Origin of the sequence: Pseudomonas sp. CFBP2511 (assembly GCF_030209255.1) — a bacterium.
In the GTDB taxonomy this organism is placed as follows: Bacteria; Pseudomonadota; Gammaproteobacteria; order Pseudomonadales; family Pseudomonadaceae; genus Aquipseudomonas; species Aquipseudomonas avellanae.
The window spans coordinates 1-24,087 of the sequence record NZ_JARVSI010000023.1; the positions used below are offsets into that span (position 1 = coordinate 1).

The window sequence follows — 24,087 nt, forward strand, 5'->3', positions numbered from 1 at the left end:
CGCCCGCCAGAAGCCCACCCAATGCGCCAGTGTGCTCAATTCCATCGTGCAACCGTGCGGCTTCGAACATGGTTTATTCCTGTTCGGTGCGGGTAGGCTCAGCGTCATTCAGACGTGGCTGAAAACTGGCCAGCAATTGCAACCAGTCTTCGTCTTGCGAGGCGCTGAAGTCAGTCTGGCTGGTTGCCGAAAACACCAGAATACGTCCAGGCATGATTTCAAACGCCGCCTGGCGCTGGTAAATCGGTCTGCCCTCGTGCATGTAGTAGGCGTCGACCTGTATGCCCGACAGAGGCTGCCCTGTAGACAATACGGCAGGCTTCTTGTCTGTCAGGGTATAGCCCCGAAGCTGATTCGCGATGAGCTTTACCTGTCGGCTTATGTAAGTGCTCAGATCTTCTGTGGAAGGCATGTCATCACGTGAAATCGTGATATTCAGCGGCGCTGGAACGCTGTCGCCAAAAGCGAACATATTCACCGTCCGATCCTTGAATCCGTCCGGCAATGCGATTGATCCTTCGTGAAGCTGATAGTCCATTGCGAATATCCTGAAATGCGAAAAAGAAAAATCAGTGAGCGACAATTGCGTCAAGCACCGCATCGAAATCGATCAACCAATCTGCCAGCTCGGCCGTGTCGGGATCGATCATCGTAGAGATACAAAGCCATTGCTTGTCTCCGTTCTCGGCGGCAGTGATTGCGTTGATGGCACGGCCATGACGAAGGTCACGCCCGGCGCTCAGTACGTAGTCAAGCGCTACAGCCGCATTGCCCGCCAGCAGGCAATCTCGCTGGCGCAAAATATCGATATCAGGGTGAGTTTTACGCAGATCTGCCACATAGAGTTCTGCGTAGCGATCCAATGTTAGATCATCCCGGACAGGCCGACGCGTTATGGAGAGCGTGACAGGATGCCCGTCTTTTTCGAGCGTAATACTGGCTTCCTGAAAATTTACCCGTTGCGGCATGACCAGTTTTAGCCCGGCAATCGTTATCTCATTGCAGGTCAATTCAAGCGGCAAAACCGGCACGGGTTCAGGCTCGGGAATGATCGGCGGAGCATTTGCTACCCGCAGCGCCTCCTCTCGCGCCAAAGCCTCGTCAGCCAGGCGCTTCGCCGAAATACGGTCGTAAAGACTGGGCCTGTTCATGTCAGGACTTCTCGATGTTTATATCGACACGCTCGCCTTCGACAAAGGTTTTTGTACCGAGAATTTTTATCTCTTCACCTTTGATCTCAACACTTTTTGGCTTAAGGGTAATGCTGCTGGAGCCTACCGTCAGCGTGATTTCCGTCATGGCCGAAATATTGACCAATTGCTTGTCGACGGTAATCGTCAGCGAGCCTTGCTCAACTTTAATTAGCGTATCGCTCTGGATAATTTCCGTATTGGTACCGCCAACCGTCACCTTGCGGTTATTCCCCACATCGTGCTTTTCATCCAGCTCGATCTCGGTGTCCATGTTGCGTTCGGCATGCACGATCACTTGTTCGGCACCGGCCTTGTCTTCGAAGCGGAAGAAGTTGGCTGTACCGCCATCCCCCTTGGCCGAACGTGTCAGGAAGCCACTCTGGGTCTTGTTGGCCGGCAGTGACCACGGCGGTGTGTTCTGGCTGTTGTACAGGCTGCCCATGACGAGCGGGCGGTCAGGGTTGCCATCAAGAAACACAACCACCACTTCGTCGCCGACGCGCGGGATCTGAATACTGCCGAAGCCGCCGCTGGCGCCGGACTGAGCGACACGGACCCAGCAGGAGCTCTTGTCGTTGTGCTCGCCTTTGCGGTCCCAGTGGAACTGGATCTTTATGCGACCCAGTTCGTCGGTAAAGATCTCTTCTCCAGGCGGCCCCACAACAATAGCGGTATGCGGCCCGGAAATGACGGAGCGATTAGTGGTGAGTTGTGGGCGGAAAACTATCTTTTTACGGACACAGGAGAAGGTGTTGAAGTAGCTGGCTTGCTGACCGTTTAGGTAATTGTTGTGGCCTTCACTATCAACAAGAACGAGCAGGAACTGGCGGTCGTCTGCCGAGCCCTGATCGTGATCGTAATGCTGCAGCAGTTCAAAGGTGTAGCCAGGCTTCATGGCGCGACAGTTACTGGCTCCTCGAAAGCTCTTGCCTCTCAACTCAAGCGCTTCAACGCGCAAGCGCACCAACGCTTCACCTTCGTCGTAAGTGCCATGACTGTACTGGCCGGGAAAGTCGTACACCTCGAAGTTCTCGACATCACCCTGCTGGTTCAGGCTGTTCATGGCAACCGGCAGCCTGTTGTTAGGCTGACGGTAATCGAACGTCTGAACCGCTATTTTTCCTGATTGCAGCTTGCGATCGCCGTTCCAGTCGGTGATGGAGTCTGCGGTTTCGGTGACTGAAGCGGAATGGAAGCGTATCTGGGGCTGCTCCGGTAACGGCACCAACGTGGTGGAGTCGTCGCAGATGATCATGGTGTGGCCTTCGGCGGTGTGCTCGAAGTAGTAGAACATCCCTTCTTCTTCCAGCAGGCGCTGGACAAAGTTGAAGTCGGATTCACGGTACTGGGTGATGTAGGTGTAGCGCTTGAGTGGCTTGCTCAGACGAAACTCATGACGCGAGAACGCACTACACAGTGCGAAGACCTGAGTCACGACTTCTTCGACCGTATTGCCTTGGAAAATACGGGTGTCGAAGCGGTTCTTCAGCATTGAGAACCAAGGGTTAAGCGTTGCCGTGTATTTGGCCATCCCGCCGTCGCTTCCGCCGCTCGCAAAACGAGTGAGGTAGCCAGCCACATAGCGAGGTGAGCCATCGGCCAGTTCGATTTCGATGACCACGTGCTGGCCCATCATAGACTTCAGCTCGACGCCGGAATCCTGGCACACCAACAGCAGATCAAACTGGTACGCCCGCGACAGACCTTCAGTCCCTCTGAACGACTCCAGAAGCAATTCCTGCTCAGGGTTGGCGAGGTTCTTGAATTTGAAAAGGCGCCGGTTCTGCGGCGAAAGCATCGCGGCAAGGTCCATCAACATGTCTATCTCCTTGAAGGCAGGGAGGTCAGTACCGCCGGGTTAGCGGCTAACGGTTACAAACTGACAAATCACGACACAGGTCTGTTAAGCAAGCATCGACTATTCAGGAGGTGCCTTGGCATCAGCAAACGACACCTGCCAGTCATAAAATTCTGAAAATGTCGTAGGACCAGAGCTACAGACGCGTTCGACATGTCAAAATTACTGCGAATGTGCGACCACAAAATAATGCGAAAGTGCCACTAAACTGATAAAAACTCGCTTACATTTCTCTCAAAACCGTTACAGTTCACAAGAGGATGAAAGGAGACACCGAGGCGTTGCGCCGTGTCAACCACAACGAGGGCCTCTGACGATTGCCCCTGTTTTGGGACCTGTCTGATTTAGCCGAGTCAGCTTAATTGCTGAGCGGTTAGAGAACGTATTAGTTGGAAGATATTCAGGCGTGACAACGAGTTAAGTGCCGACTCAAATGCGTAGCGGCATGTTGCCATCATTGCGATCTGTTTCGTAGGCGAGAAAAATGAGTCCGTCTTGAAATTTAACTCAAGAATTCAGGTCTCAAGGGCCATGTAAATGGCTTGGATCACGTCAGTTTGTGGCCACGCGATACACTGGTGCTAGCCTCCTTCAACCCAGGGACAGTGATGTGTAAATGGACCTATTAGCCAATATTCCTAGCTGGGATGACATCGAGCGGAACCTCGATGACAAATTCAACACGCTGAATCAAGCCTACAGCGATGGGCTGCAGAGCACTCATGACAGCTGGAATGGCTTCACCCGACGCGTCAGTACCACCGCGACTCAAGCCTACGGGTTTATGGGAGGTAACCGGATTGACTCGGTGAAGGCGGCGATGAGGCTTTCCTATCCCATCATCGAGTCAAATCTCAAGCGCAAGTGGGCGTCCATCGAGATCGAACAGATTCTCCCGGTGCTGCTGCAACTGGTGAAAGAAGTGGCGATGATTCTCGGCGGCAGCGTTGCTGTAGGGACAATCGCTGGTGGCGTTGGCGGGGCGATTTTCTTTGGCGTGGGCGCCGTGCCGGGAGCGGCAGCGGGAGCGGGTATTGGTTTACAGGTGGGTAACCTGATCTTGTTGGCGCTGGGCCTTTCGTCAATCGCTGAATATTTCTACCAAGGCCTGCCTGCTTGCCTCTCTACCTTTCAGGAAGGTTTCGCGACTGCCTGGCATGCGGACGAAGGTCTGAAGCCTGAGGGCCTCGACCCTACCGGTGGTTCGGCCTACGTGATGCAGGAACGCATTGATCGCGCAGCTCAGCAAATTGCCAAAGGCCAGGAGCAACTCGTGCTGCTGCTCTTTACGGCCATCGTGACCTATATGACACGCGGGCAGGTCAAGGCAGGCCTCATGGGCAGCATGGATAGCATCGCAGCGCGCAGTGCCAAGCTTCAGTCGGAGATTTCAAACAAGCAGTTTGCGAATTGGCTGGCGCGTAATGAGCAGAAGTTGTTGGCTCAGCCTGAGTTGCGGGTTAATGAGCCAGCGCCTTTTAAAAACGCCCAAGATCCTCAGCCTGATGCTCAAGGCAAGAAACCTGAATCACCTCCAAAGGTTGAAAAAATTGAGCGCCACGAACTTGGAGATATAATAGGTACTTATTCCGCGCTAGATCCGGGGCCATTACCTCCGGATATTGCAGCAACATTTACAGGCGGTAGGTACACAGTAGTTAAATTGGAGCGCGACACAGTGCTCAATAGGGTGGGTACTGCTGAACAAGAGCTTGGACAGTTTTTTAGTCGATACACTCCTGACGGGGTTATACAATCCCGTATTGACCGAGCAATATTGCCGGAGTGGCCGACGGGTGGAAAATCTCCTATTGATACAGTTTTCAATGTGAAAATTCCAGCGGGTACTGAGGTATACATAGGTGAAATTGGCTCCCAGGGTGGTTTTTATGTGGGTGGCGCAGAGCAGATAGTTGTTATCAAACCGTGGACAATTAAAGGTATAGAAGTAATGAGTTCAGGTCCTTTGAAATGAAAAAGCTAAAAGAAATTAATATTCTTATTAAGAAAGTGTCGGCTTTGCTTAGGCGTTACAAAAGATCAGAGTGGGCTGATAAGCTTGATGAATGCGCTGAAGCACTTTTTGACGATGCTGATTATGCGTTATCTAAAATAATGTCGTTATATGGCGGGTCTGGTTCAATAAGTGACATAATTTTGTATGATAATGGAAAGGTTTTGTTTGAAGAGAATAATACGTTTCATGAGCTGCTTTCTGAAATATACGGCCTGTGCTCTGGTGCAAATTAGCTAATGCCATGCTGTAATCGCAACGTCTGGAGTATATTAACTTGCAGTAGTGAATACTCAGCGACCATGCTAACCAGGTTAATTTTCTTTGTGTTGGTTTTACCTTCAGTGTTTGATAAGCCCAAGTGCCAAGCTTGGCTCGTTGGGATAATTGAAAGCTGGGTGAGTAATGAACGTCGATGCTTTAAAAACAGCAGCAGAAAAGCTTCGGAAGCTAATTGAGTTTTACAGGGGTATTGATGCTGCGGCATCAATATTGCTGTCTGAACTTGGCGGTCTGCTTGATCTCGCTGAACGCGGTCAAATTACAAAGCTTGTTGAACCACGAGATATTCCAGGTTACAAGCTTTTCACTGAGACACGTTTACAGTCATATAAGGATTTGGAGGCTGCGTACACGGATTTCTATATAGAGCTCATAGAGGGGCGAGAAACTGAAGCTTACAAGATGTTGGCGGCTAAGATGGCTAAGGACTGAAAGTATTATCGGAAAGATATTTTTCGTGTGCTAGGTTTTCGATCCGTTCAGATTGATTAGTATAGGTTGTTTATGAAGTTCGAAACTTCCATAGAGTTTATAGGTCATGCTATCGCCCTAATCAAAGAGCGTACAGCCCGCCATCCTGCGTTTCCAGTCTATGCGACAGTTCTAAATCAACTTCTCTATATAAAATCCGTTTTTGAGGGTGTTGAAAAGGACAAGTCCAGACTTCATAAGCTTTCCATCGGTGCCCTTGCAGCCAAGGAATTCGAAGAGACAGATGACGAGCTGGCGCGAGCCTTGATGGATGTTTACTACATCGCGAATCAGTCAGCAAATGGGCTGAAAATTCAGCTTCCTGAAGGTCTGTGGCGTCCTTGAACAATCGGGTCAGGATGCCTGTCATAAGCACTGATAACGTTGCGCGAGTCGCTCGCAAGGCTGCTACTGATGCAGGCTACGGAGCGCTTAGGATGGGGTCGACTGGCGGAGAGACTCCATTGCTTTGCCCTCTGAAAAAGGATTGGTCCATGTCAATACGGCACCTTGAAGACGATTTCAAGAGGTGGTATGAGATTTAACGACAGTTTCGTAAGTCGCGAGCTTAAGTTCTCTTTAGGTATCGAGAAACCCTCTGGCCGTTTGTACGTATCATTCCCGGTGAGCAACAGCATGGTCGATTACGAGGAGTATTACGAAATCGACCAAGCCAGCTTTGATCTTTTCCATAGAGACCTCGACGCAGCGGAGGCATTTGTCACGGAATGCCGTAGAAGAGAGCGGGATGATCTTTTGATTGTGCAGCCAGGAACAAACCGTGGGACTGCTATTTAGTCGCTATCATGCGGTATAGAATCGCCGAAAGGCAGCGACTTTTATCACGACTCTGCACCTTGAGAAATTACTCTGGAAGGACCCATGATTGACTTGAGAAGCTCCAGCGAAACCCTCGATCAATATGTTGAGCGCTACGATCATCTGCTGCCGCCGCCATCTGCGCAGTTGCTCCAACGTATGGATTATATGCTGCAGGCTAACGCACCAAGGTTGCCCGTAGAGAAGCCCGGCTGGATAGCCTCAAGGACGTGCACCTTGACCGAAGAACAGGCGCTTGACCGCGCCAAAGGGTGCTTGCTCGGCCTGGCCATTGGCGACGCAGTGGGTACAACACTGGAGTTTTTGCCTCGTGATCGTAGTCACGTCCATGACATGGTGGGTGGCGGTCCTTTCAGGCTTAATCCCGGTGAGTGGACCGATGACACCAGCATGGCACTCTGCCTGGCAGACACTTATCTTGCGAAAGGCAACTTCGACCTTATCGATTACGCAGAGAGAATGGGCCGTTGGTACATAAATGGCGAAAACAGCCACAACGGCAGGTGTTTTGATATCGGTAATGCCACTCGGGCTGCGATCGAAGGAAGGCTGAAAAATGGCGGTCACTGGTATGGCAATGATGATCCATCCACCGCCGGCAATGGCTCGATAATTCGCTTGGCACCCACTGCAATATTTCGCCGACATTCGCTTTCAGCTACGTGGCGTGAGAGTGATGCTCAAAGTCAATGCACCCACCGCGCGCTTGAGGCGATCAGTTGTTGCAGGCTGTTGGGTGCCCAATTGCATCTGGCCCTTAATGGCGCGGACAAAGAAGAAACCCTTTCACCGATGATTCGCCCCTTACGGCCGAGAGTTTTGATCATCAACGCCGGCGAATACAAAGAAAAAACCCGAGACCAGATCCGCTCCTCAGGCTATGTCATCGACACACTCGAAGCAGCCCTGTGGGCCGTTTGGAATACCGACAACTTCAAAGATGCCATTCTTCTCGCGGCCAACCTCGGTGATGACGCCGACAGCGTAGCCGCCACCGCCGGACAGATTGCCGGCGCGCTTTACGGGGTGTCGGGCATGCCGGAGGAATGGGTCAGGAACGTCGCTTGGTCCGGGCACATTCTTGGTCTGGCTCAGCAGTTGTTCGAACGTGCGCCGCCGCACGACTATCTGGACGAGTCTGTTCGTGATTGAAAGTGATACGGGCGCGCATTCTCTATGGGCAGCCCACAACACCTGACCTATATAGCGCCTCAAGGACCCCGCCTAATGTCGATATCAGCTCCGCAACCGCTCTACAACAAAGCCTGGCTATTCGCATCCCATGCCCATATCGGCCAGAAAATGACAGGCTCCGACCTGCCTTACACGACCCACGTAGCGATGGTTGCCAACGAGTTGATCTTTGCCCATCGCGAAGAGTCCGTGGGCGCGTTTGAAATCGCGCTGCCTGCTGCGTTGTTGCACGATGTGCTCGAAGACACGCCGGTAACTCAGGATCAGTTGGCCGAAGCATTCGGTGCCGAGGTGGCTTCAACGGTGGCGTGCCTGAGCAAGAACCTGATCGTGCCGTTTTCCGAAGCGCTTTACTTCGCAGGGATAGCCAGCCACTCCAAAGAAGCAGCGTCGGTCAAGTTGTGCGATCGCATCACCAATCTCCAGTCAGCGCCGTCTACCTGGGCGAAGGCAAAACGAGCTTCGTATCTGGTTGAGTCCGCACAGATCCTGGCAGCCTTGGGGCATGCGAACGGGTATCTGCGGCAGCGGCTCAGCGACACGATGGCACGTTACGAGGCGCTGTATGTAGAGGGGTTTGAAGGCTGAGTGATGAGTTCGCATCATTGCCGGATCGTGGACGGGGAACTCTGGATAGAGAATCGGCGTGTCTGTATGCCTTATCCAGTGGATATGTTTCTGCTGTCGGGCAGCAACGTATTGGTCCGACTTGAGCCTTCGGCGGGAACGATCTTCAACCGGAATATCTTCGCTGTGTCGAAAACTGGCGAGGTGCTCTGGCAAATCGATGAAAGCTCACACGGCACACAGGCTGACAAACCGTTCATGAGTCTTTACCGGGATGAAAATGATCAGGTCGTCGTGGGTTGCTGGAATGGTGTGACCTACGCAGTGGATGTCGAGAATGGCAAGATCCGGGTTATCCAGTTCGATAGATAGCGGCGTTGCGGGGTTGTCAGGTAGCAATCATCAAAAATCACGCATCCGACGATTTTCTCCAAGACGCGATCAACTTGAACAGCCTGCTCAGCCACCAGCGATTACGAGCCGCTCGAATCTCGTCGATTTGCATGAACGTGTAGGGGGTGGGCATGGTTTTTTGTTGAATGCGGAGCGTGCGCAAACCTCTGATTATGTGACGTGCATGGAATAGTAACCCTATGGAAAAAGCCGTTAGCCCAAACATTGCAACCGCTCCAGCAGTAAGAGCCCCGGCTACTTTGATAAAAATACTGGCTGCCAACGTGGTTACGCCAGCCAGTAAAAGAGTGCTGTAGGCAGTGGATTTCTTTAGCCTTTTTTGCGGACGTGGCTGGACCTTGATTCCATCATATTCAAATGGATGAAATGATGGCTTTCCATTGACCAAAATCAGATACGTCAACGACGTGAGCACCGCTGGAACCAGCCCCGCCATGAGTGCAGCAGCACTTGCTTTGCCCCAGAATCTTGCGGCAACCAAATAGGCTGAGAGGGAAGCAATAAAACAGAAGAAGATCACTACTGCAACCAAGACTGAAATCGTATATAGAGTAAATCTTTCACATGCATAGACAAGATACAAAGTCCACGTTAGTGTGCACAGAAAAATGGTGATGTATACAGGTCCGTAATACCTAATGCTTGAAAGCCCCAAAGCCAGTATGGAAACTAAAAAAACAAATAGAAACCAGGTAAATTTTTTCAGTTTGGTGGAGTCAATCATTACGGCCTCTCAATATCGAGGAGTTCCCCGATCTTCTTGTCAATTCCGAATTCAGCCAGCGCCCACTGCACCGCTAGACCCGCGCGGGAGCTAACGCCTACGTCAACGCCTGACTTTGCTCCCTGAGGCGACCCGCTTGAACAGCCTGCCCAGCAATCACGCCTCCGACTCCGGATTACTCAATTGGTCGTAGGCATTACGGAACAGGCTGCGATTGTCGCGCGGTTTTACGTCGGGGTGCGACGCGTTTTCGTGGCGGTGAAGCCCGCGGTTGGCGAGCTCTGCATTTTTGGCGTCGCCTTTGTAATCGCCCGCCACGGGCAGGTCGTAACTGACGCCGTTACTCAGGTCAATCATGTACTGGCTGGTGGTGACGTGATGGTCGATGGCGATCTGTCCCGTGGCGTCCATCACGCCTTTTTTGACTTCGGCGCCGTCGCCGAGAATGGTGTACGGCTGACCTGTCCACGCTGCATAGCCCGCCGCACTACTAAGCCCTGCATAGGCCGTAAGCTTCTGTTTGATCGCGTCGGTTGGCCACGCCGGGTTATCCCGGTTGAGTTGCGCCGGGCCGTTGAAGGTCTTTTTCACGCCTTTTACATCGATGGTTCCGGGAGCATGAATTTCGATATTGCCGCCCTTGATGCGGATGTAAGCCGCGCCGCTGGTCAAAAGGATCTCTTCCTGTGCGGCGATCTCGATGGTGCGGGCCGTCGAGGTGATGCGCACGCTTTCCTTTGCGGTCAGTTCAATGCTGTCGTCCTGTGCCTGTATTTCAATCTTGCCCTTTGCTGCAAACAGCTTGGCGCCTGCCGCCTGGGCGAACAGGCTGATGCTTTGCGCGACACTCACTAACAGTGACTTGCCGCTGGCCAGGTTGGTGTCCTCGCCGGTCGAGAGGGTCAACTGTTTGCCGCTGTGAATGTGGGTATTTTGTGGCGTGACGGTCGCGATATCTGCGGGCGAGGAGGCGACCAGCAAGGGCTTCTTGTAGCCCGATGTCTGGCCCCGACCGCCGCTCATGATCGCCGCCTTGGTGTCACCGCCGTTATGCTGCTGCGGGCCACTGCTGACCTGGCTTTCGCCGCCACTGCCGTAATTGGCCTGCGTATCGGCGTTGAGCTGCTCAAGGCTTGTGATACCGCCCGGCATCGGCAGCGCGTTGTGCTGCTCGGCAACATCCGACATTGCCTTGACCCGCGCCTGAGCGTTGCTCAAATGCTGCTGAGCTTCCTGCGTGTCGATCTGCCCGCCCAGCGCTTTGTTGCGCGGCCATGTGCTCAAGTACAGCCCCTGCTGAGCACGCAAGGCGCCGTAGGCGTCAGTGCGCAGTTCAAACCCGGCACCGCGCAGCGCACCTCGCGAATTGCCCTGCTGATCGATCAGGTAACCAAGGTTCAGCTGGCTGTGCCCATGACTGCTGTGGATCTGGGTCCTGACCTGGCCGGTGGAATCATCCATCACCCACTGGTTATAACCGCTCCCCTGAATCTCCTGACTTTTATAGCCACTCATCAAACCACTGGAATGCCACGCAGGCTTATGCCCGCCGTAGACCTGCCCCATGATCAGCGGACGGTCGATATCGTTATCAAGAAAGGTAACGACGACTTCTTCGCCTGCGCGCGGCACGTTGACGCTGCCCCAGTCCTGGCCGCTGCTCGACTGCATCATGCGCAGCCAGCACGAGCCCAGCTCGCCGTCTTTCATCAGACGATCCCAATGAAAGCGCACGCAAACCCGGTTCAGGTTGTCAGTGAAAACTTCATGCCCTGTGGGCGTCACGACAACGGCCGTCTGCGGGCCGGGATGGGCCGGTTTCTGATGGGTGAACGCGCTGCGATAGGGGATATCCAGACGCTGTGTTTCAAAGCGATTCAGGTAGAAGCCTTCATCGCCAACCGGCAGCGATGAGTGAGCCTGCACGGCGTTCAACTGTGTTTTCAGACTGCCAGGCGGGCTTGGTCGCGTCTTGCCGATCGGCAGGTTGCTCTGCACAAAAAACTCCACGGCGACGATCAGAAACTGACGGTCCTTGAGCGTCTTGAGCTCGTAAAGCGGGTGTTGGGTCAGTTCAAACCCATGACCCGGCTGCATCTGCCGTACACCGCCCTGGCCCTGAATACGACGAGCTGCCGACTCATCCTGTTCGATCTGCACGCGGGCGAGCCATTCGCCCCGGCTGAGGTTCTGCCATGCGTACTGGCCACGGTATTGATAACGTTCAAGGTCTGGCGGCGCCGATGCGGCAGGCAATGCCATTGAGTGGGTAACCTGCGGCTGCGCATGACTGCGGTATTCGCTGCTGCTCCATTGCACCAGGCCATTGAGCAGGCGTGCACCGGGGCTCCACTGGGTGATGCTGTCGGTCAGGTCGGCGGCTTGCTGAGTGTGGAAACGCAGCTTCTCGGGAGTCAGGGTGGGCAGCGACATGATGTTGTCGGTGAACACGATGCAATGACTGTCGTCCTTGTGTTCCACGTACCAGAAAAGGCCTTCCTGCTCGCACCAGCGCTGCACGAAGTTAGCGTCGGTCTCGTTGAACTGCGTCACGTAGGACAGCAGCGGGTAATCGCGCTGCAGGTCGAAGCGGTAGTTGGCCTGGGCCTGGCTGTAGCGTTGAAACATCTGGGCAAGGATGTCCGGCAAGCTCATCTCCTGCCAGATCCGGCAATCAATGCGGTATTCCAGCAGGCTGAACCACGGCGCGAAGACCAGTTGCCAGTCCTCAAGCCCGCCATCGCTGCCGAGATAACGAACACTCTCTACCCAGCCATGCCGAGGGCTCAGGCTGCCGTCGTCGAGGCGGATGCTCAGTTGCACCGCCTGACCAATCAGTTTCTCCGGATCAAAGCTGTTGGTCTGATTGATCACATCGACCGTGTAGCGGGCCACGTGGCTCAGACGCTCCACGGCATGTGCGCGCAGCGCAAACAGTTCCTGACCTTGTGGCGTCTTCAATTCCAGCAGGCGACCGGCCTGACTGAGCGGCCCGCTGAAAGCGTTCATGGCGGCGTCGAGTATCGAGTTCATAGGTGCATCCCTTTTCTTGCAATTCCTTGGGTGGTCAGCCGATCAGCCAGCCCTGAGTCTGATCCGCGCAACCACGGTCCAGTATCCACGCGGCGCTGCCCGGTTCTGCGCTGGCAGCCAGCCACGCAAGCCCGATCTGCGTCCATTGTTCAGTAGCAGTCCCGACCCGGGCGCCCAGCGTGTTCAGGCGGATCTGGCGTTCCAGATCGAGGCCAGGCAAAGAGGCCCGAGCGTAATGATGGAGCTGCTGCAAACGCTGCCCATCGAACGCGCCATCGCCGATCAGCACCTTGATTCGGGTTGCATCCAAACCGGTTTGAGTGCCCAGCCCGGCTATCAGGCTTTCCAGCACTGTCGTGTCGGTGCGGGTCTGTGAGTAGCGGCTGGCGTGGTGTTCAGTGATGGGCACACACAGTTTAAGAGCGCCTTCACGCAGCGGTTCAGGCGGGCTGGACTCGCGTTGCAGCAGGACCGCGCTGACCGCTTCCCCTGCCATTTCGTCGGGCGCGCCGACTTTCATCTGCTCCTTGCACGCCCAGGTGTCCAGGCTCAGGCACAGTAGATAGGGCGCGCCATAGCTTTGCCCCAAGGCCTCGGGCAGCCACTGCGCCACTGATTGCGTAGTGACGTCAAACGCGTAATAAGGCAACTGGTCGCGAGGCCACAGCCTGCACACGGCGGCCAGCCAGTCCAGTTCACTGAGTGCCGTTGGTGTAAACAACATGACCTGAGTGTTCGACCAGTCAACCTGTGAGCAAAACGCCTCATCCCACTGAGCAAACATCGCCTTGAGAATCTCGGCTGCCCGTCCAGCCGCATTGACAGCGGGCGAGCGGACAGCCGGCGTATCCAGCCGGCGCAGGGGCCGTCGCAAACTGCGCGAGTCCACCAGACGCGGGTCATGATCAAAATCCGCACGGCGCAGCGCAAGCTCATCAGCCGAGAGCGGCGTATCAAATACACCGCAGGGCAACCACACCCAGGCATTCACCACCGCCACAGAGCCGGACGTGAAATTACCCTTCGGCAACTGCGCCTCGACGACGCGCTGCCGCTCAAGATCGGCCAGGCGCTTTTCAGACAGCCGATCGTAAATATTCCTGCGAGGAGGGAGCATTTCTTTTCCTTAAGAGAGAGCGAGGTTTTGAAGATCGCGCTGTCGTGCAAGCTGAGATTGTTTATTTTTTAACGGCTGCCAAAGGCATGCCTGTAGTAGGGTCCAGGCCTTTCTCCTGACTGAGTGCCCGGATCATGTCTTCCGAGGGCTTTTCAGCAGGGGGCGTGGACTCGCGTTTTTTCAGCCATTCGAATGTGCCGTCCCATTCTGGAAGTTTGGCCGGGGGCAGGGGAACGATCTGGTCGATGTCTGGGACTTTTGGTCCGAGGTGTTCATAGCGACTTAAAAAGCTCTCAATTTTTTCATATCGCATGGAGCGCTCAGTATCAGCCTCAAGTGCAAAATAATAAAGTCGGTTCTTAGGCTCTGTAGTTTTAAATCCACCGCTCAAAAAACCGGCGCTATTTGAACTACCGTTCCGGACGCCCGCCTGAAAGCCTTGCACGGCTTCAGGATAAATATCCCGTGCTTTCTGAAAAATACCATAGCTATAGGCTGCCTCGGCATGACCTTGATCCATCGCGCACCGACGCATGTCAAGCACTACCTGCTTAGCGTCTTCGATTTCCTCAAGCAAGTTAGAAACGTAATATTGAGCATCAGCGTTGCCCAGATCGGCAGCTCTTCGAAAGTAAGCATTAGCACGACTTGTGTCTTGCTTGACTCCATATCCTGTTTCTAGATAATGCCCCATGTCGTAGTAGCCCCCGGGAATATCCCGAGCGATCAAATCCTCTACAATATTGATAACTTCGTTCTCTGGATCATTGCTTTCGATAAGACCCTCTGAGATCAACGCGTGCAGATTTGTAGCCGCTATGTAGCTTCCTGCCGCATATGCCAAGCGATAATATCTGGCGATATAGTCGAAATTCTTACCACCTTCTCTCGATTGTAAAAATAAGGCATAGCGATACAGCGCCTGAGCGTCATCGTTTACGGTAGGCAAATGGTCTGCTTCCGGAGTACAGGCAAATGAAAGCTTCTCCATGGCGTGAGCTATGTCTTCACTAGTAACGCTGTCATGACCTTCCTTCTCACAAGCGCAGAGGCTCGTGGTGAGAATTGCCAGAAAAACCAGCCGTATGGACATTTCCATTCCTTTGTGTAGAAGTCAGATTCCCCGATTCCGGAGTCCGTTCCTTTGGGGCTTGATGGGTATGGTTCAACGCATACCCATTGTTATCACGTCATTTCTTTAGCGGCAGACCTGTTTGCGGGTCGAGGCCTTTCTCCTGGCTGAGCGTCCGGATCATCTCTTCTGAGGGCCTTTCTGCAGGAAGCGTGGATTCACGTTTTTTCAGCCATTCGAACGTGCCATCCCATTCCGGAAGCTTGGCTGGGGGGAGGGGTACGATTTGGTCGATGTCTGGGACCTTGGCGCCGAGGTGCTCATAACGTCCTAGAAAATCACTTATTTTTGCATATCGCTTGGACCGTTCAGGATCCGGAGCCAGCGCAAAGTACAGGAGCTGCCGTTTAGGGTCTGTAGTTTCGAAGCCGCCACTTAAAAAAAGAGCACTTTCTGGGCTGCCATTACGAGTACCTTCATGAAATCCTTTTACCGCTTCGGTATAGTTATCTCTTGCTTTAAAAAGTACACCATAATAAAAGCTTCCTTGTGTATGACCTTGCTCCATCGCGCATCGACGCATGTCAATAACAACTTGGTCTGCAGAGTCGATTTTTTCGAGCAGTCTCGATACATAAAACTGTGCTTCCGGGTTTCCTAAGTCTGCAGACCGGCGGAAATACGCGTTGGCTCTGCTTGTATCTTGTTTTACACCGAAACCCGTTTCCAAATAATGCCCCATGTCATAATATCCGCCTGGGATGCCTTGGTCGATGAGGTGTTCAACTATATCGATAGCCTCGTTGCCAGGGTCGACGCTATCAATCAATCCCTGAGATATTAGAGTATGTAGATTAGTAGCCGCTTTGTAACTGCCTGCTGCCGCTGCGAGCCGATAGTATCTTGCTATCTCGGCATAGTTTTTAGCACCCTCAGTCGATTTCAGCGATAAAGCGTATTGATATAGCTGTTGAGCTTCTTCGCTAATGGTCGGTAGTTTGTCTGTCTCCTTAGTGCAGGTAAATGAAAGCCTATCCAAGGCATGATTTATTTGCTCTGTACTAATATGCAAATCGTTCTCCTTGTTGCATGAGCATAAACTGGTTACTAAAAAAAATAAGAAAAAAGCTTTGGTAGTCATGTTAATCCAAGTTTGTGCGCGAAGCACTTTCTCTTCTGAATTCGGTCAGGGATGCTATTGGCTTAGCCGCATTTTTTGAATCGACTCTGCGAGCGGCATTTGATACTGCAGTCATAGTCCAATACCTGAAGGCGAGGCCAATATCATCACCTGCCCCCTCGGCACCTGTATGTATGCTCCACAGGTGCTTGCGCAACGGCTTGGCCACTGCCGGATCTTCAACGCAGATATTCAGCTCGCTGTCGACTTCCATACTGCGCGTGTTTATATTGCTTGAACCTAACGTTGTAAAAACATCATCTATAATCATCAGTTTGCTGTGTATATAAACATCCATCCATTCTTCCGGGGGCGAGTCAGGTGCGACCAATGTGCAAACCAGTACTTTAAGACCTTCAATATCTACCTTGTCCACATCTTTTGCACTAGCAGTAGGCAGTTTGGCTTTTAATTCTCGGTACTCAGCCTCTGCTGCTGCTGCCGCCTTTCGCTGTGGTTCCCATAGTTTACTCATTGCCGGATTGAATGAGTTTCCGTAGGTACCTTCAATAATAGTGATCTTGCCTTTGGCGGTATCGTAACGCTCCTTAGCTTGCGCTACCTGAGCTTCTAGCTCCTCATTACGTTCCAGTCTCGCAACATTAGGCATGAGTTCGGGGCGACCTAATTGCCTAAGCATTCGATAGGTGTTGATTGTTCCATCGCCCATTCCCTCCTTCGTTGAGTTGGTTACGACAAAAAGATAAAGTGGGCCATGCTCTGTCAGACTCCGCCCGTCTGCAAACTGACGACGTACATTTTCTTTGATTTTTTCAGCTAAAGGCGGCCAGCGAAAATATTGGTTTTCCAAATATATGAAGCTATTTGCATTGCCTGCTACCTTGAGATACATCTCCCGGATATCACGCTTATTTTCCTGAGGTTGAGTCCTCAGGATCTGAGCCATCATTTTGGGACCAAACCCCTCTCTGGTCTTGAGTTGGTCTGCAATGTATTTTCTAGGCGTCAACAGGTCAATGCCCGTTTCGCGCAGCCACGCTTGGGCGAAGTTGTGGTTCAGATATTCGAGTATAGGGCCGGTGACTCGGCTGGAAATATCCTGGCGCGGTGTTGCGCTATTACGGCCCTCGTGAGCCAGCATTCTTTTCGCGCTGTGTTCGTCATTGTCCCAATAAGCGTCCAGCGAGTTGTGACCCATTACAAAACCTACCGCTTTATCCGGAGTTTCATAATCAATAAGCACCATTTTTTGATGGTGAGTTGGAATGGACGTCATTGCGGCGGTAGTCATAAATTTGTTCCAATTGGAACGGTCGCTGTCTAGGCTTCTCATTGATACTTGCCAAGCGATTTCAGCTCGATCCTTCAGGTTCATGTCGCGAGCAACAAATTCGATGTTTTTAAAAGCGACCGCGCCAGTGCTAAAGACTTTATCAATTGCATTACTGCCTCGGTTCGATAAAAGTCCAATCGGCGTATTCCGTTCAAGCCATGAGCGGTTTTCGAACGCTGACTTTGTTGCCCTCTGGTACCATTCCACATCGATGTCGCGTTGAATTTCGTTCCGAAAGTCTTCTCTTATAGATGCTATATTGCGCCCCGGTGTCATGTTTTCAGAAAAAGAAGCTATGCGTAATGTGTCAGACCAGCACAGAATACGCACCTTCACTCCTTTTTCAGCCTTCATTTCCAGAAGCTTCCCAATACACAGCGAGGGCGCGCCGCCACGCTTGAAATACATCGAAGGCTGAAACCCCCAGCAGACAATTTCAACACTCTGCGTAGCCGCCACTATCGCATCGTACACCGCGCCGAATGCGCGCGCGCCGTTGACCAAAGGCTCAAAAGTGGCTTCTGTAGGGTAGTACTCGGTGTTGTGCAGAAACCAGGGGAGGTTGATGTTGCACGACATGTTCTTGCTGGTAGCGACCGGAGTGGTGATTGAAGGTGTGGTCATGGTCAAGCTCCCTGTGCGTTGATGCTGAGTGTTGTGTTCATCTCTGTTCCTTTAGAGGTCCACGGTGTCCTGCTGCGTTGCCATCAGCCGCGCACCACAGGAGATAAAATCACCTTCCCGGGCAACCGGGCGGCCATCCACCAGCAGGGTTTCATCTCCGCTGACGATGGTCCCGATACCATGCGGGCAGGAAACTCGGTCACCGACCCGTGCCACGGCCAAGCCGTTTATAAACGTGCTAGGCGATCCTTCAAGGACCTGACCTGCATCGGAGGTAGGATCATTGATAACGATGATTGGACGCATACTGGCTTCCCTGTAACTGATGGCTTCATGCCGGGTTAAGTTAGTGTGATACAGCTACTTCAAAAGTGGATTTGAGCAGTCATATGTATTTGTCCATTTTAGACGTGGCTCTTGTTAGGCGGATCAAAATTGCCATTGCCAAGGCTTGGAGAAACAGATAGCCCGCTATCCAAGGGAATGCGTCCACATACCTGGATCCACCGGAATTTAGAACTAACGCAAACAATAATGCATAGACACCCGCGCTAAACGATAAGCAGGCAGACGCTACATAAGAAACACGAGCGACGTTATCGAGAGGGTTTTTACCTGTTGCCAATAAAATTAGTGTTTTTACGGGCGCATAGGCGGTAAAAAAGGCTAGTGAAGCCAATGCAAGAATCTCGAGTATGAATGCAGGGTTGTAAGACATATTTTTCCTTGAGCCGCGCTTTTAGTGACTTGTGCATATGTATCTTTCTACTTCCGAACGGGCTTAAACTTGAACATCTGTTCCGCCAATGATCCACATCAATCAACCCCGTGTCAGTCGCACACACCGACCCACTCCGTAGCACCCTTCCTGAAGGTCTGTCAGTGCATTCCGACAGACCGATCCATCATGTCGCCCTTACTGCTTCGGCTCTTTCGTACCCAGCACATCGCGAATGCTGTCCACGACGTTGCTGTCTTTAATAACGTCGCTCAGCCAGCCTTCCAGTGGCATGTTGCCCCACTTGATGGCGCGTTCGATCAGGTACGGGACGGGGCTTTGCGGTTCGGTGTTTTTGAAGAACTGCGCGATGCCTGCGAGCATGGTGAAGGCTTCGTCGCGGGTGGTCGGGGTGGTGCGCAGTGGTGCGGAGGCGCTTTCCTGGGTGGGCTGGGTCATCGCGGCACCTGCGGGTTGGACGACGGCGATTTCGGGGGCGGCCTGAGCTGCGGCGGCGGCCGGGGCCGGGCTTAGTTCTATGCCGCGGTCCTTGAGCAACTTTTCAGTTAGTTGCCCGGCGCGTTGCAGGATGTCGCTGAGGGTGACAAAGCTGGGTGCGTCGCGGCCGAACAGAGTGTCGGCGGTGGCCTGGAGCTGTTGGCAGGCGTAAAGGCTGGCGGCGATTTCGCTGGCTTTGAGGCGCAGGTGGTCGGAGTCGGTGAGGACGACCGAGCGCTGGAAGATTTCGGCGTTGATTTTGCCTTCCTCAACAGCGGCGTGCATGGCCTTGGGGTTTTGCAGTGCGAGGTTTTCGACGTGGCGCGACTCGTCGTAGCGCAACAAGCCGAAGTTTTGCCCCTGGGTGATCGGCAGCCCGCCAATAACGTCGGTCAGCGAGGTTTTCAGCCAGGCCAGACGGGCGGCGCGTTCCTCTACGCCGTCTTCCAGAGACGGGTACAGATCGTCCCAGAAATTTTGCAGAATGCGTTCGGCCAGGGTCAGGCCGAAAGTGATGCCGACAAAGTGGTATTTGTGCGCCAGGGCTTCGCTGAGCCAGGCGACGAGCATCAGATCCTTGCTGTGTTCGGCAAGGCCCTGTGCGGCCAACGTGATGGTCTGATCCCAGTCCGAGGACTTCAGATCGGTTTGCCAGTCACCTTGGGTAAGGTAATCGGGGTCTGCTCGACGAGCTTCCTTGACCTGATCGAACAGGGTGGAAAAGCTCATGTCTTCGCCGCTGCCCCCGTTGATGGGCGCCGTCAGATCGGCAAGCGAAAGGTCGTTGAGAAATTCAGACATGGTCAACTCTGATCAGGGGGGATAAAAGAACACCGTGCCCGGGCAGGCACGGTGCTGAAGACGGGCCGCATGCGCGACCCGAGGTGTCACAGACTTATGCGAATACTTTGTTCGCAGTGCGGTCCCAGCCGCCGGTGACGTTACCGCCACCCTGGCCATCGGAACGGCTCTGTTGGGTGTAGGTGGTCTTGATGCGAGCGAAGTTGAAGCTGATTTCTTCAATCGGCAAATCGCTGACTGCGTTGTCTTCGCCTTTCTGGTTCCCGCCTGCAACAGCCTTCACGGAGGAAACAACCACTTCTTCCAGGTTGATGGTCAGGTAGGTCAGCTTGTCGCCGCCTGCACGGTTGACGTTCAGCTGGATCTTGGCGATGTGAGTGCCTTTGCAGCACGCTTCGAACAGCTTGGCAGAAGCCTTGTCCACCGATTTGCGGATGCTGAAGTCGCTCAGTGCAACGCGCTCGGACGAAGCACCGCCCGACGAGCTGGCGGTAGCGGAGGTGGCCTGGGTAGCGCCGAACTCGTAACCGAGCACTTCGATCCAGTCTTTGTGCTTGTCGTCCAGAACTTCGCCCGGGATGCCGTCGATTTGGATGTATGCGTCAAATGCCATTTTCTGCTTCTCCTTTCTTCATTTAAGGGTGTGGTGCCTGCGGACAGACCACGACCCTTTTGATTAACCTTCCTGAAACAATCAAGAAAGGTTCTCTTACCACGGCCCAGGCTTCAAAAAGACACCCCGGGCTTCGGTTCTTGCCGGCACGCACTCAGTTGAGTGCGCGCACTTCGATCTCTACGCGTCGGTTGGGCTCAAGGCACTGAATCAGCTGGGCTCTTGGCTGCTGCATGTCGCACCTGACCAGCGGCTTCTCGCTGCCTTCACCTACCGCGTCCACCAGCTCGCTCGGCACGCCCTTGCCAACCAGATAAGTCTTGATGGTCTGCGCACGCTGCTTGGACACCTGCATGTTGCTCTGCGGGTCACCCAACTGGTCGGCGTGACCTGCAATCACGATCTTGCCGATGTTGGGTGTGCTCAGCAGCTTGCCGGCGATGGCGCTCAGCTGGTTTTGACCTTCGACCTTCAGGCTCTGGAAATCGGCACGGCCGAAGGCGAACAGCGTGTCCGACTCCAGCGTGATGGTCTCGATGGCCTTCAACGACTGCGTCAGCAGGCTATTGATGTAATTACGCGAACTGGATGTCAGAAATGCGTTGTCGAGAATTCTCGGCACGTCCAGTTCATGAATCTGATCGCTGTAGAAGTTGATCTGCCGGCTGGCGTACTCGTAATCCTGATTGGAGCCTGCCTCGGCATTTGCCGTGATGGTCTTGCCGGTCTGACGTGCAATGGCCGGGTACCAGTAATCAGGCATCTTCGCTTTCAGGAAGGCAGGGTCGGCCTTCTCGCGCTGGGCTCGCGACAGCATCACGTACGTGTCCAGCGTGGCCTTGCCGAAAGCGGCAATCGACTGCGCGCGGTTGTCGGGCGGCAGCGCCTTGGGCTCAACGCTGTCTACACCGGTGACCGCTGCCAGGTCCCTGGCGTTGCGTTGATAGACCTTGATGGTGGTCAGCAGGTAAAGCGAGCGCGTCAGGTTGTCTGCAGTCGGCTTGAGCATGACCGTTTCAAGGCGGTTGAAGTAGCGCGTGCGTAGCAGCGGCTCTACGTCATAGCCTTTGTAGAGACCTAGGCGCATACGCAGCGGCACACCTTCGTCGTGGTGACGTTCGTAGTAGAGCGACGTCCAGAAGCGCATGCGATCCAGCGTCTGCCACTCGGTGTACTGCCCCGTTGCCTTGCTGTCATCCGCCGCGGCCTGGGCGAGCTCGGTGGAAATGGACTGAATGTTGTCCTTGTTGTTCCAGTACGACCAACCCCACAGGCTGCAGATCAAGAGGGCGATAAGGCTGGCACCGCCGACCCACGCAGCCTTGCGGCGACGTTCGCGATGGTTGGTGGTGTACAGCGCCACCAGGTGTTGGTCGGGAATGATCACTTTACGGAACAGGCTGTTGATGAACAGCGGGTGCGGCTGCGCATTGCCGTCGACAACATCCTGCTCGCTTTCCAGCTGGAATCGCTCGGTGACCTGGCGCGTGTGTCCGCCCATCTCCGGCTGATCGGCGTCCAGTGCGCTGGTGAAGTAGAAGCCGCGCAGCATCTCGGCGCTTTGATACGGGTTGGCGCGCAGCAGGGCGTCGACGAACAAACGCAGGCGAGGTTTCAGCGCTTCCAGTTCCAGCGGGAAGCGGTACACCGCAGTGTCCTGACGCGTGATCTGAATGTCCTGAAGCACCAGTTGCTGGTTCGCCACTTCTTTCCAGTAGCCGACCAGTTCGTCCATCGCCACCGCGAAGCGCTGGCCCCAGTCGGCTTGTTCGTAGCCCTTGTGCGGGAAGGTCTTGCCCATCACTTCGCCACGTGCCACGTCGTCCAGTTGACGATAGAACGGCACGAAGCCTGGCACAAGGTCGCACTTGGTGAACACCAGATACACCGGCAGGCGCACTTCCAGCAGCGCGTGGGTTTCCTGGATGCGTTCGCGCAGGCGCTTGGCAATGCGCTCCTGATCCTCGACCGACGATTGCAGGATGTCATGGATGCTGACTGTGACGATCAGGCCATTGAGTGGCCTGCGCTGGCGGTGCTGACGCAGCAATTGCAGGAACGCCCGCCATTTGCCGGCTTCTTCCTGATCGTTCATGTAGCGGCCGGCGGTATCGAGCAGCACCGCTTCGGAGCTGAAGAACCAGTCGCAATTGCGCGTGCCACCCAGCCCGGCGACGCGTGCGCCCTCGCGCTCGGCGTAAGGGAAGTTGAGGCCCGACTGATACAGCATGGTGCTCTTGCCCGCGGCGGGCTGGCCGACTACCAGATACCAGGGCAGGGCATAGAGCGCGTCCTTGGCGTTGGTGCCGTTCGGCTTGTTGCTGTGCAGGCGCTCGATGCTTTGCAGCAGGCGTTCACGCAGCAGGCTGATTTCTTCGCGGTCTGCCGGGCTTGCGTTGAGCACGGCCTGATCGGCGTCATCGCGCAGCAGGCCTTCAAGGTTCTGATGCTGAGACACACCGCGATACAGCAGCAGGACATAGGCGGCTGACAGCAGCAGAAACAGACCGATACCTGTCAGCAGGCTGTTCATCGAACTGAAGCCCAGCGCACGGCCGATGCTCCAGACGATAAAGATCGCCAGGAAGAAGCAGACCCCGAGAATGTAGGGCTGGTAGCGCAGGTAGTAATACTTGATCTTGTTCATACGGACTTCAAATCCAGGACATCGACAAAGCGGTCGATAACGTCATAAAGAGGGCGGTCAATGTCTGGAAACCCATGGCCTCGGTGGTGTTCGTCGAACACGTCAAAGGGTGCCAGCACGTCGTAGTTCTCCGAATGTTCACTCACGCCCGTCATCACGCGGTACACACCTGCGGTAGTGCGGGACGGAAAACAGAACAGCCTGGGGCGCATGAAGTCGTCCGCCAGAATGCTGATCTGCGGTACAGCCTTGCTTGCATTGAGGCGCGACAACCAGTTGACCCACAGGTCTGCGGTGGGGTTCTTCAAGCCTCGCTCTGCAGGCAGCGGCAGGGATATCCCGATCGGTGCCTTGTGCGACGGACGACTCAGCGCTTGCAGCCTGGTGAACACGGCATTGCTGATGAACTCCGGGTAGGAGCTTTCCAGCGAGGTTGCAATGTCACGCAGGGTGAAGTTCACCAGAAACTTTTCATGCACGCGCCGGAACAGCTCGAAGTCCTGACCTTGCAACGGGCGCAAGGCCCTGAGGCGCTCAAACAGCACTGTCGTGCCTTCGCCCTGCGCGGCCATGTGCAGCAGCGGCTTGATCTGCGCGCAGAACAGTTCGCTCAGGGTGAACGGGTTGACGAACGTACCGGCTTCGCTGGCCTTCACCGTTTGAAAGATGAAGAACGGGTAACGCCGTGCGCTGGAGTCCCGAGAGCTGATCAAACCGCCCACCACCCAGTTGCCGCTGCGCGCCCGATAGCTGAAATAGCACACGGGCAGGCGGTCGAACAGCGTGCGCCAGTCCTCACGCTGCTGCATGTCGGCGAGTGCGCCTTGCAGCCATGCGTCGAACTCGCAGACGTCGTCGCTGGCACCGTGCAGGCTGACGAAGTCCGGGCTTGCGGGCACTTTCCCGAAGCAGCCAATCATCGGCTGCCCTCCA

Annotated in this window: 24 protein-coding genes; 8 read left to right on the plus strand and 16 right to left on the minus strand. The window is 54.3% G+C overall.

Annotated elements, in window-relative coordinates:
- From QRN38_RS28345 to QRN38_RS18915, 4 genes are all read right to left on the minus strand, one after another.
- On the minus strand, window positions 1–70 hold a 70-nt coding region (locus QRN38_RS28345; protein WP_479681213.1), incomplete at its 3' end, for a hypothetical protein.
- A gap of 3 nt (window positions 71–73) precedes the next feature.
- Window positions 74–538 carry a DcrB-related protein gene (locus QRN38_RS18905; protein ID WP_024667366.1) on the minus strand — a complete coding sequence of 155 codons (465 nt, stop codon included), beginning with the start codon at window positions 536–538 and terminating at the stop codon, window positions 74–76.
- Between the two features lie 31 nt (window positions 539–569).
- The gene (locus QRN38_RS18910) at window positions 570–1,151 is read right to left on the minus strand and encodes a DcrB/PsbP domain-containing protein (protein ID WP_007246548.1); all 582 of its coding nucleotides are present in this window, start codon (window positions 1,149–1,151) and stop codon (window positions 570–572) included.
- A gap of 1 nt (window position 1,152) precedes the next feature.
- On the minus strand, window positions 1,153–3,012 hold the full coding sequence (locus QRN38_RS18915) for a type VI secretion system Vgr family protein (RefSeq protein WP_122222925.1): 1,860 nt from the start codon (window positions 3,010–3,012) through the stop codon (window positions 1,153–1,155).
- Window positions 3,013–3,667: 655 nt separating this feature from the next.
- Between QRN38_RS18915 and QRN38_RS18920 the strand changes: the two genes are divergently transcribed.
- From QRN38_RS18920 to QRN38_RS18955, 8 genes are all read left to right on the plus strand, one after another.
- Window positions 3,668–5,026 (plus strand): DUF6861 domain-containing protein, encoded by a 1,359-nt coding sequence (locus QRN38_RS18920; protein WP_007246550.1) that lies wholly within the window; start codon window positions 3,668–3,670, stop codon window positions 5,024–5,026.
- Entirely contained in the window at window positions 5,023–5,301 is a 279-nt protein-coding gene (locus QRN38_RS18925; protein WP_005771854.1) for a DUF6966 domain-containing protein, read from the plus strand. The genes QRN38_RS18920 and QRN38_RS18925 overlap by 4 nt, the downstream gene beginning before the upstream one ends.
- Window positions 5,302–5,470: 169 nt before the next feature.
- Entirely contained in the window at window positions 5,471–5,779 is a 309-nt protein-coding gene (locus QRN38_RS18930; RefSeq protein ID WP_024671256.1) for a hypothetical protein, read from the plus strand.
- Between the two features lie 72 nt (window positions 5,780–5,851).
- Window positions 5,852–6,163 (plus strand): immunity protein Tsi6 family protein, encoded by a 312-nt coding sequence (locus QRN38_RS18935; RefSeq protein ID WP_057418698.1) that lies wholly within the window; start codon window positions 5,852–5,854, stop codon window positions 6,161–6,163.
- A gap of 189 nt (window positions 6,164–6,352) precedes the next feature.
- Window positions 6,353–6,616, plus strand: coding sequence for a hypothetical protein (locus QRN38_RS18940; protein ID WP_057418697.1), 264 nt, complete (start codon window positions 6,353–6,355; stop codon window positions 6,614–6,616).
- A gap of 84 nt (window positions 6,617–6,700) precedes the next feature.
- A complete protein-coding gene (tri1, locus tag QRN38_RS18945) occupies window positions 6,701–7,810 on the plus strand; it encodes an ADP-ribosylarginine hydrolase Tri1 (RefSeq protein ID WP_057418696.1) in 1,110 nt (369 codons plus the stop codon).
- Window positions 7,811–7,885: 75 nt separating this feature from the next.
- Window positions 7,886–8,440: an HD domain-containing protein gene (locus tag QRN38_RS18950; RefSeq protein ID WP_057418695.1), complete on the plus strand. Its 555-nt coding sequence runs from the start codon at window positions 7,886–7,888 to the stop codon at window positions 8,438–8,440.
- Between the two features lie 3 nt (window positions 8,441–8,443).
- Window positions 8,444–8,791 carry a DUF7957 family protein gene (locus tag QRN38_RS18955; RefSeq protein WP_007246556.1) on the plus strand — a complete coding sequence of 116 codons (348 nt, stop codon included), beginning with the start codon at window positions 8,444–8,446 and terminating at the stop codon, window positions 8,789–8,791.
- Window positions 8,792–8,828: 37 nt separating this feature from the next.
- Here QRN38_RS18955 and QRN38_RS18960 read toward each other — a convergent pair whose 3' ends face one another.
- From QRN38_RS18960 to tagF, 12 genes are all read right to left on the minus strand, one after another.
- On the minus strand, window positions 8,829–9,557 hold the full coding sequence (locus QRN38_RS18960; protein WP_057418694.1) for a hypothetical protein: 729 nt from the start codon (window positions 9,555–9,557) through the stop codon (window positions 8,829–8,831).
- A gap of 156 nt (window positions 9,558–9,713) precedes the next feature.
- Complete coding sequence (locus QRN38_RS18965) at window positions 9,714–12,590, minus strand: type VI secretion system Vgr family protein (protein ID WP_057418693.1); 2,877 nt, start codon at window positions 12,588–12,590, stop codon at window positions 9,714–9,716.
- A gap of 34 nt (window positions 12,591–12,624) precedes the next feature.
- The gene (locus QRN38_RS18970; RefSeq protein WP_057418692.1) at window positions 12,625–13,707 is read right to left on the minus strand and encodes a hypothetical protein; all 1,083 of its coding nucleotides are present in this window, start codon (window positions 13,705–13,707) and stop codon (window positions 12,625–12,627) included.
- A gap of 61 nt (window positions 13,708–13,768) precedes the next feature.
- A complete protein-coding gene (locus QRN38_RS18975) occupies window positions 13,769–14,800 on the minus strand; it encodes an SEL1-like repeat protein (RefSeq protein WP_057418691.1) in 1,032 nt (343 codons plus the stop codon).
- A gap of 97 nt (window positions 14,801–14,897) precedes the next feature.
- Window positions 14,898–15,920 carry an SEL1-like repeat protein gene (locus tag QRN38_RS18980; protein WP_057418690.1) on the minus strand — a complete coding sequence of 341 codons (1,023 nt, stop codon included), beginning with the start codon at window positions 15,918–15,920 and terminating at the stop codon, window positions 14,898–14,900.
- Window position 15,921: 1 nt separating this feature from the next.
- Window positions 15,922–17,877, minus strand: coding sequence for a phospholipase D-like domain-containing protein (locus QRN38_RS18985; RefSeq protein ID WP_057418689.1), 1,956 nt, complete (start codon window positions 17,875–17,877; stop codon window positions 15,922–15,924).
- 51 nt (window positions 17,878–17,928) lie between these two features.
- Window positions 17,929–18,183, minus strand: coding sequence for a PAAR domain-containing protein (locus QRN38_RS18990; protein WP_003343651.1), 255 nt, complete (start codon window positions 18,181–18,183; stop codon window positions 17,929–17,931).
- Between the two features lie 79 nt (window positions 18,184–18,262).
- A complete protein-coding gene (locus QRN38_RS18995) occupies window positions 18,263–18,595 on the minus strand; it encodes a hypothetical protein (protein ID WP_005737265.1) in 333 nt (110 codons plus the stop codon).
- Between the two features lie 198 nt (window positions 18,596–18,793).
- On the minus strand, window positions 18,794–19,894 hold the full coding sequence (gene tssA, locus QRN38_RS19000; RefSeq protein WP_005737264.1) for a type VI secretion system protein TssA: 1,101 nt from the start codon (window positions 19,892–19,894) through the stop codon (window positions 18,794–18,796).
- A gap of 94 nt (window positions 19,895–19,988) precedes the next feature.
- Window positions 19,989–20,507 (minus strand): Hcp family type VI secretion system effector, encoded by a 519-nt coding sequence (locus QRN38_RS19005; RefSeq protein ID WP_002551414.1) that lies wholly within the window; start codon window positions 20,505–20,507, stop codon window positions 19,989–19,991.
- 154 nt (window positions 20,508–20,661) lie between these two features.
- Window positions 20,662–23,154, minus strand: coding sequence for a type VI secretion system membrane subunit TssM (tssM, locus tag QRN38_RS19010; RefSeq protein WP_057418398.1), 2,493 nt, complete (start codon window positions 23,152–23,154; stop codon window positions 20,662–20,664).
- Entirely contained in the window at window positions 23,151–24,074 is a 924-nt protein-coding gene (gene tagF / locus QRN38_RS19015; protein WP_005737262.1) for a type VI secretion system-associated protein TagF, read from the minus strand. The genes tssM and tagF overlap by 4 nt, the downstream gene beginning before the upstream one ends.
- Between the last annotated feature and the right edge of the window lie 13 nt (window positions 24,075–24,087).

Coding starts and splice junctions, on each gene's coding strand:
- QRN38_RS18925 (WP_005771854.1), top strand. CDS start 5,023: ATGAAAAAGCTAAAAGAAATTAATATTCTTATTAAGAAAGTGTCGGCT.
- QRN38_RS18930 (WP_024671256.1), top strand. CDS start 5,471: ATGAACGTCGATGCTTTAAAAACAGCAGCAGAAAAGCTTCGGAAGCTA.
- QRN38_RS19005 (WP_002551414.1), bottom strand. CDS start 20,507: ATGGCATTTGACGCATACATCCAAATCGACGGCATCCCGGGCGAAGTT.
- QRN38_RS18990 (WP_003343651.1), bottom strand. CDS start 18,183: ATGCGTCCAATCATCGTTATCAATGATCCTACCTCCGATGCAGGTCAG.
- QRN38_RS18960 (WP_057418694.1), bottom strand. CDS start 9,557: ATGATTGACTCCACCAAACTGAAAAAATTTACCTGGTTTCTATTTGTT.
- QRN38_RS18975 (WP_057418691.1), bottom strand. CDS start 14,800: ATGTCCATACGGCTGGTTTTTCTGGCAATTCTCACCACGAGCCTCTGC.
- QRN38_RS18905 (WP_024667366.1), bottom strand. CDS start 538: ATGGACTATCAGCTTCACGAAGGATCAATCGCATTGCCGGACGGATTC.
- tagF (WP_005737262.1), bottom strand. CDS start 24,074: ATGATTGGCTGCTTCGGGAAAGTGCCCGCAAGCCCGGACTTCGTCAGC.
- QRN38_RS18915 (WP_122222925.1), bottom strand. CDS start 3,012: ATGTTGATGGACCTTGCCGCGATGCTTTCGCCGCAGAACCGGCGCCTT.
- QRN38_RS18970 (WP_057418692.1), bottom strand. CDS start 13,707: ATGCTCCCTCCTCGCAGGAATATTTACGATCGGCTGTCTGAAAAGCGC.
- QRN38_RS18910 (WP_007246548.1), bottom strand. CDS start 1,151: ATGAACAGGCCCAGTCTTTACGACCGTATTTCGGCGAAGCGCCTGGCT.
- QRN38_RS18920 (WP_007246550.1), top strand. CDS start 3,668: ATGGACCTATTAGCCAATATTCCTAGCTGGGATGACATCGAGCGGAAC.
- tssM (WP_057418398.1), bottom strand. CDS start 23,154: ATGAACAAGATCAAGTATTACTACCTGCGCTACCAGCCCTACATTCTC.
- tri1 (WP_057418696.1), top strand. CDS start 6,701: ATGATTGACTTGAGAAGCTCCAGCGAAACCCTCGATCAATATGTTGAG.
- QRN38_RS18950 (WP_057418695.1), top strand. CDS start 7,886: ATGTCGATATCAGCTCCGCAACCGCTCTACAACAAAGCCTGGCTATTC.
- QRN38_RS18955 (WP_007246556.1), top strand. CDS start 8,444: ATGAGTTCGCATCATTGCCGGATCGTGGACGGGGAACTCTGGATAGAG.
- QRN38_RS18940 (WP_057418697.1), top strand. CDS start 6,353: ATGAGATTTAACGACAGTTTCGTAAGTCGCGAGCTTAAGTTCTCTTTA.
- tssA (WP_005737264.1), bottom strand. CDS start 19,894: ATGTCTGAATTTCTCAACGACCTTTCGCTTGCCGATCTGACGGCGCCC.
- QRN38_RS18985 (WP_057418689.1), bottom strand. CDS start 17,877: ATGACCACACCTTCAATCACCACTCCGGTCGCTACCAGCAAGAACATG.
- QRN38_RS18935 (WP_057418698.1), top strand. CDS start 5,852: ATGAAGTTCGAAACTTCCATAGAGTTTATAGGTCATGCTATCGCCCTA.
- QRN38_RS18965 (WP_057418693.1), bottom strand. CDS start 12,590: ATGAACTCGATACTCGACGCCGCCATGAACGCTTTCAGCGGGCCGCTC.
- QRN38_RS18995 (WP_005737265.1), bottom strand. CDS start 18,595: ATGTCTTACAACCCTGCATTCATACTCGAGATTCTTGCATTGGCTTCA.
- QRN38_RS18980 (WP_057418690.1), bottom strand. CDS start 15,920: ATGACTACCAAAGCTTTTTTCTTATTTTTTTTAGTAACCAGTTTATGC.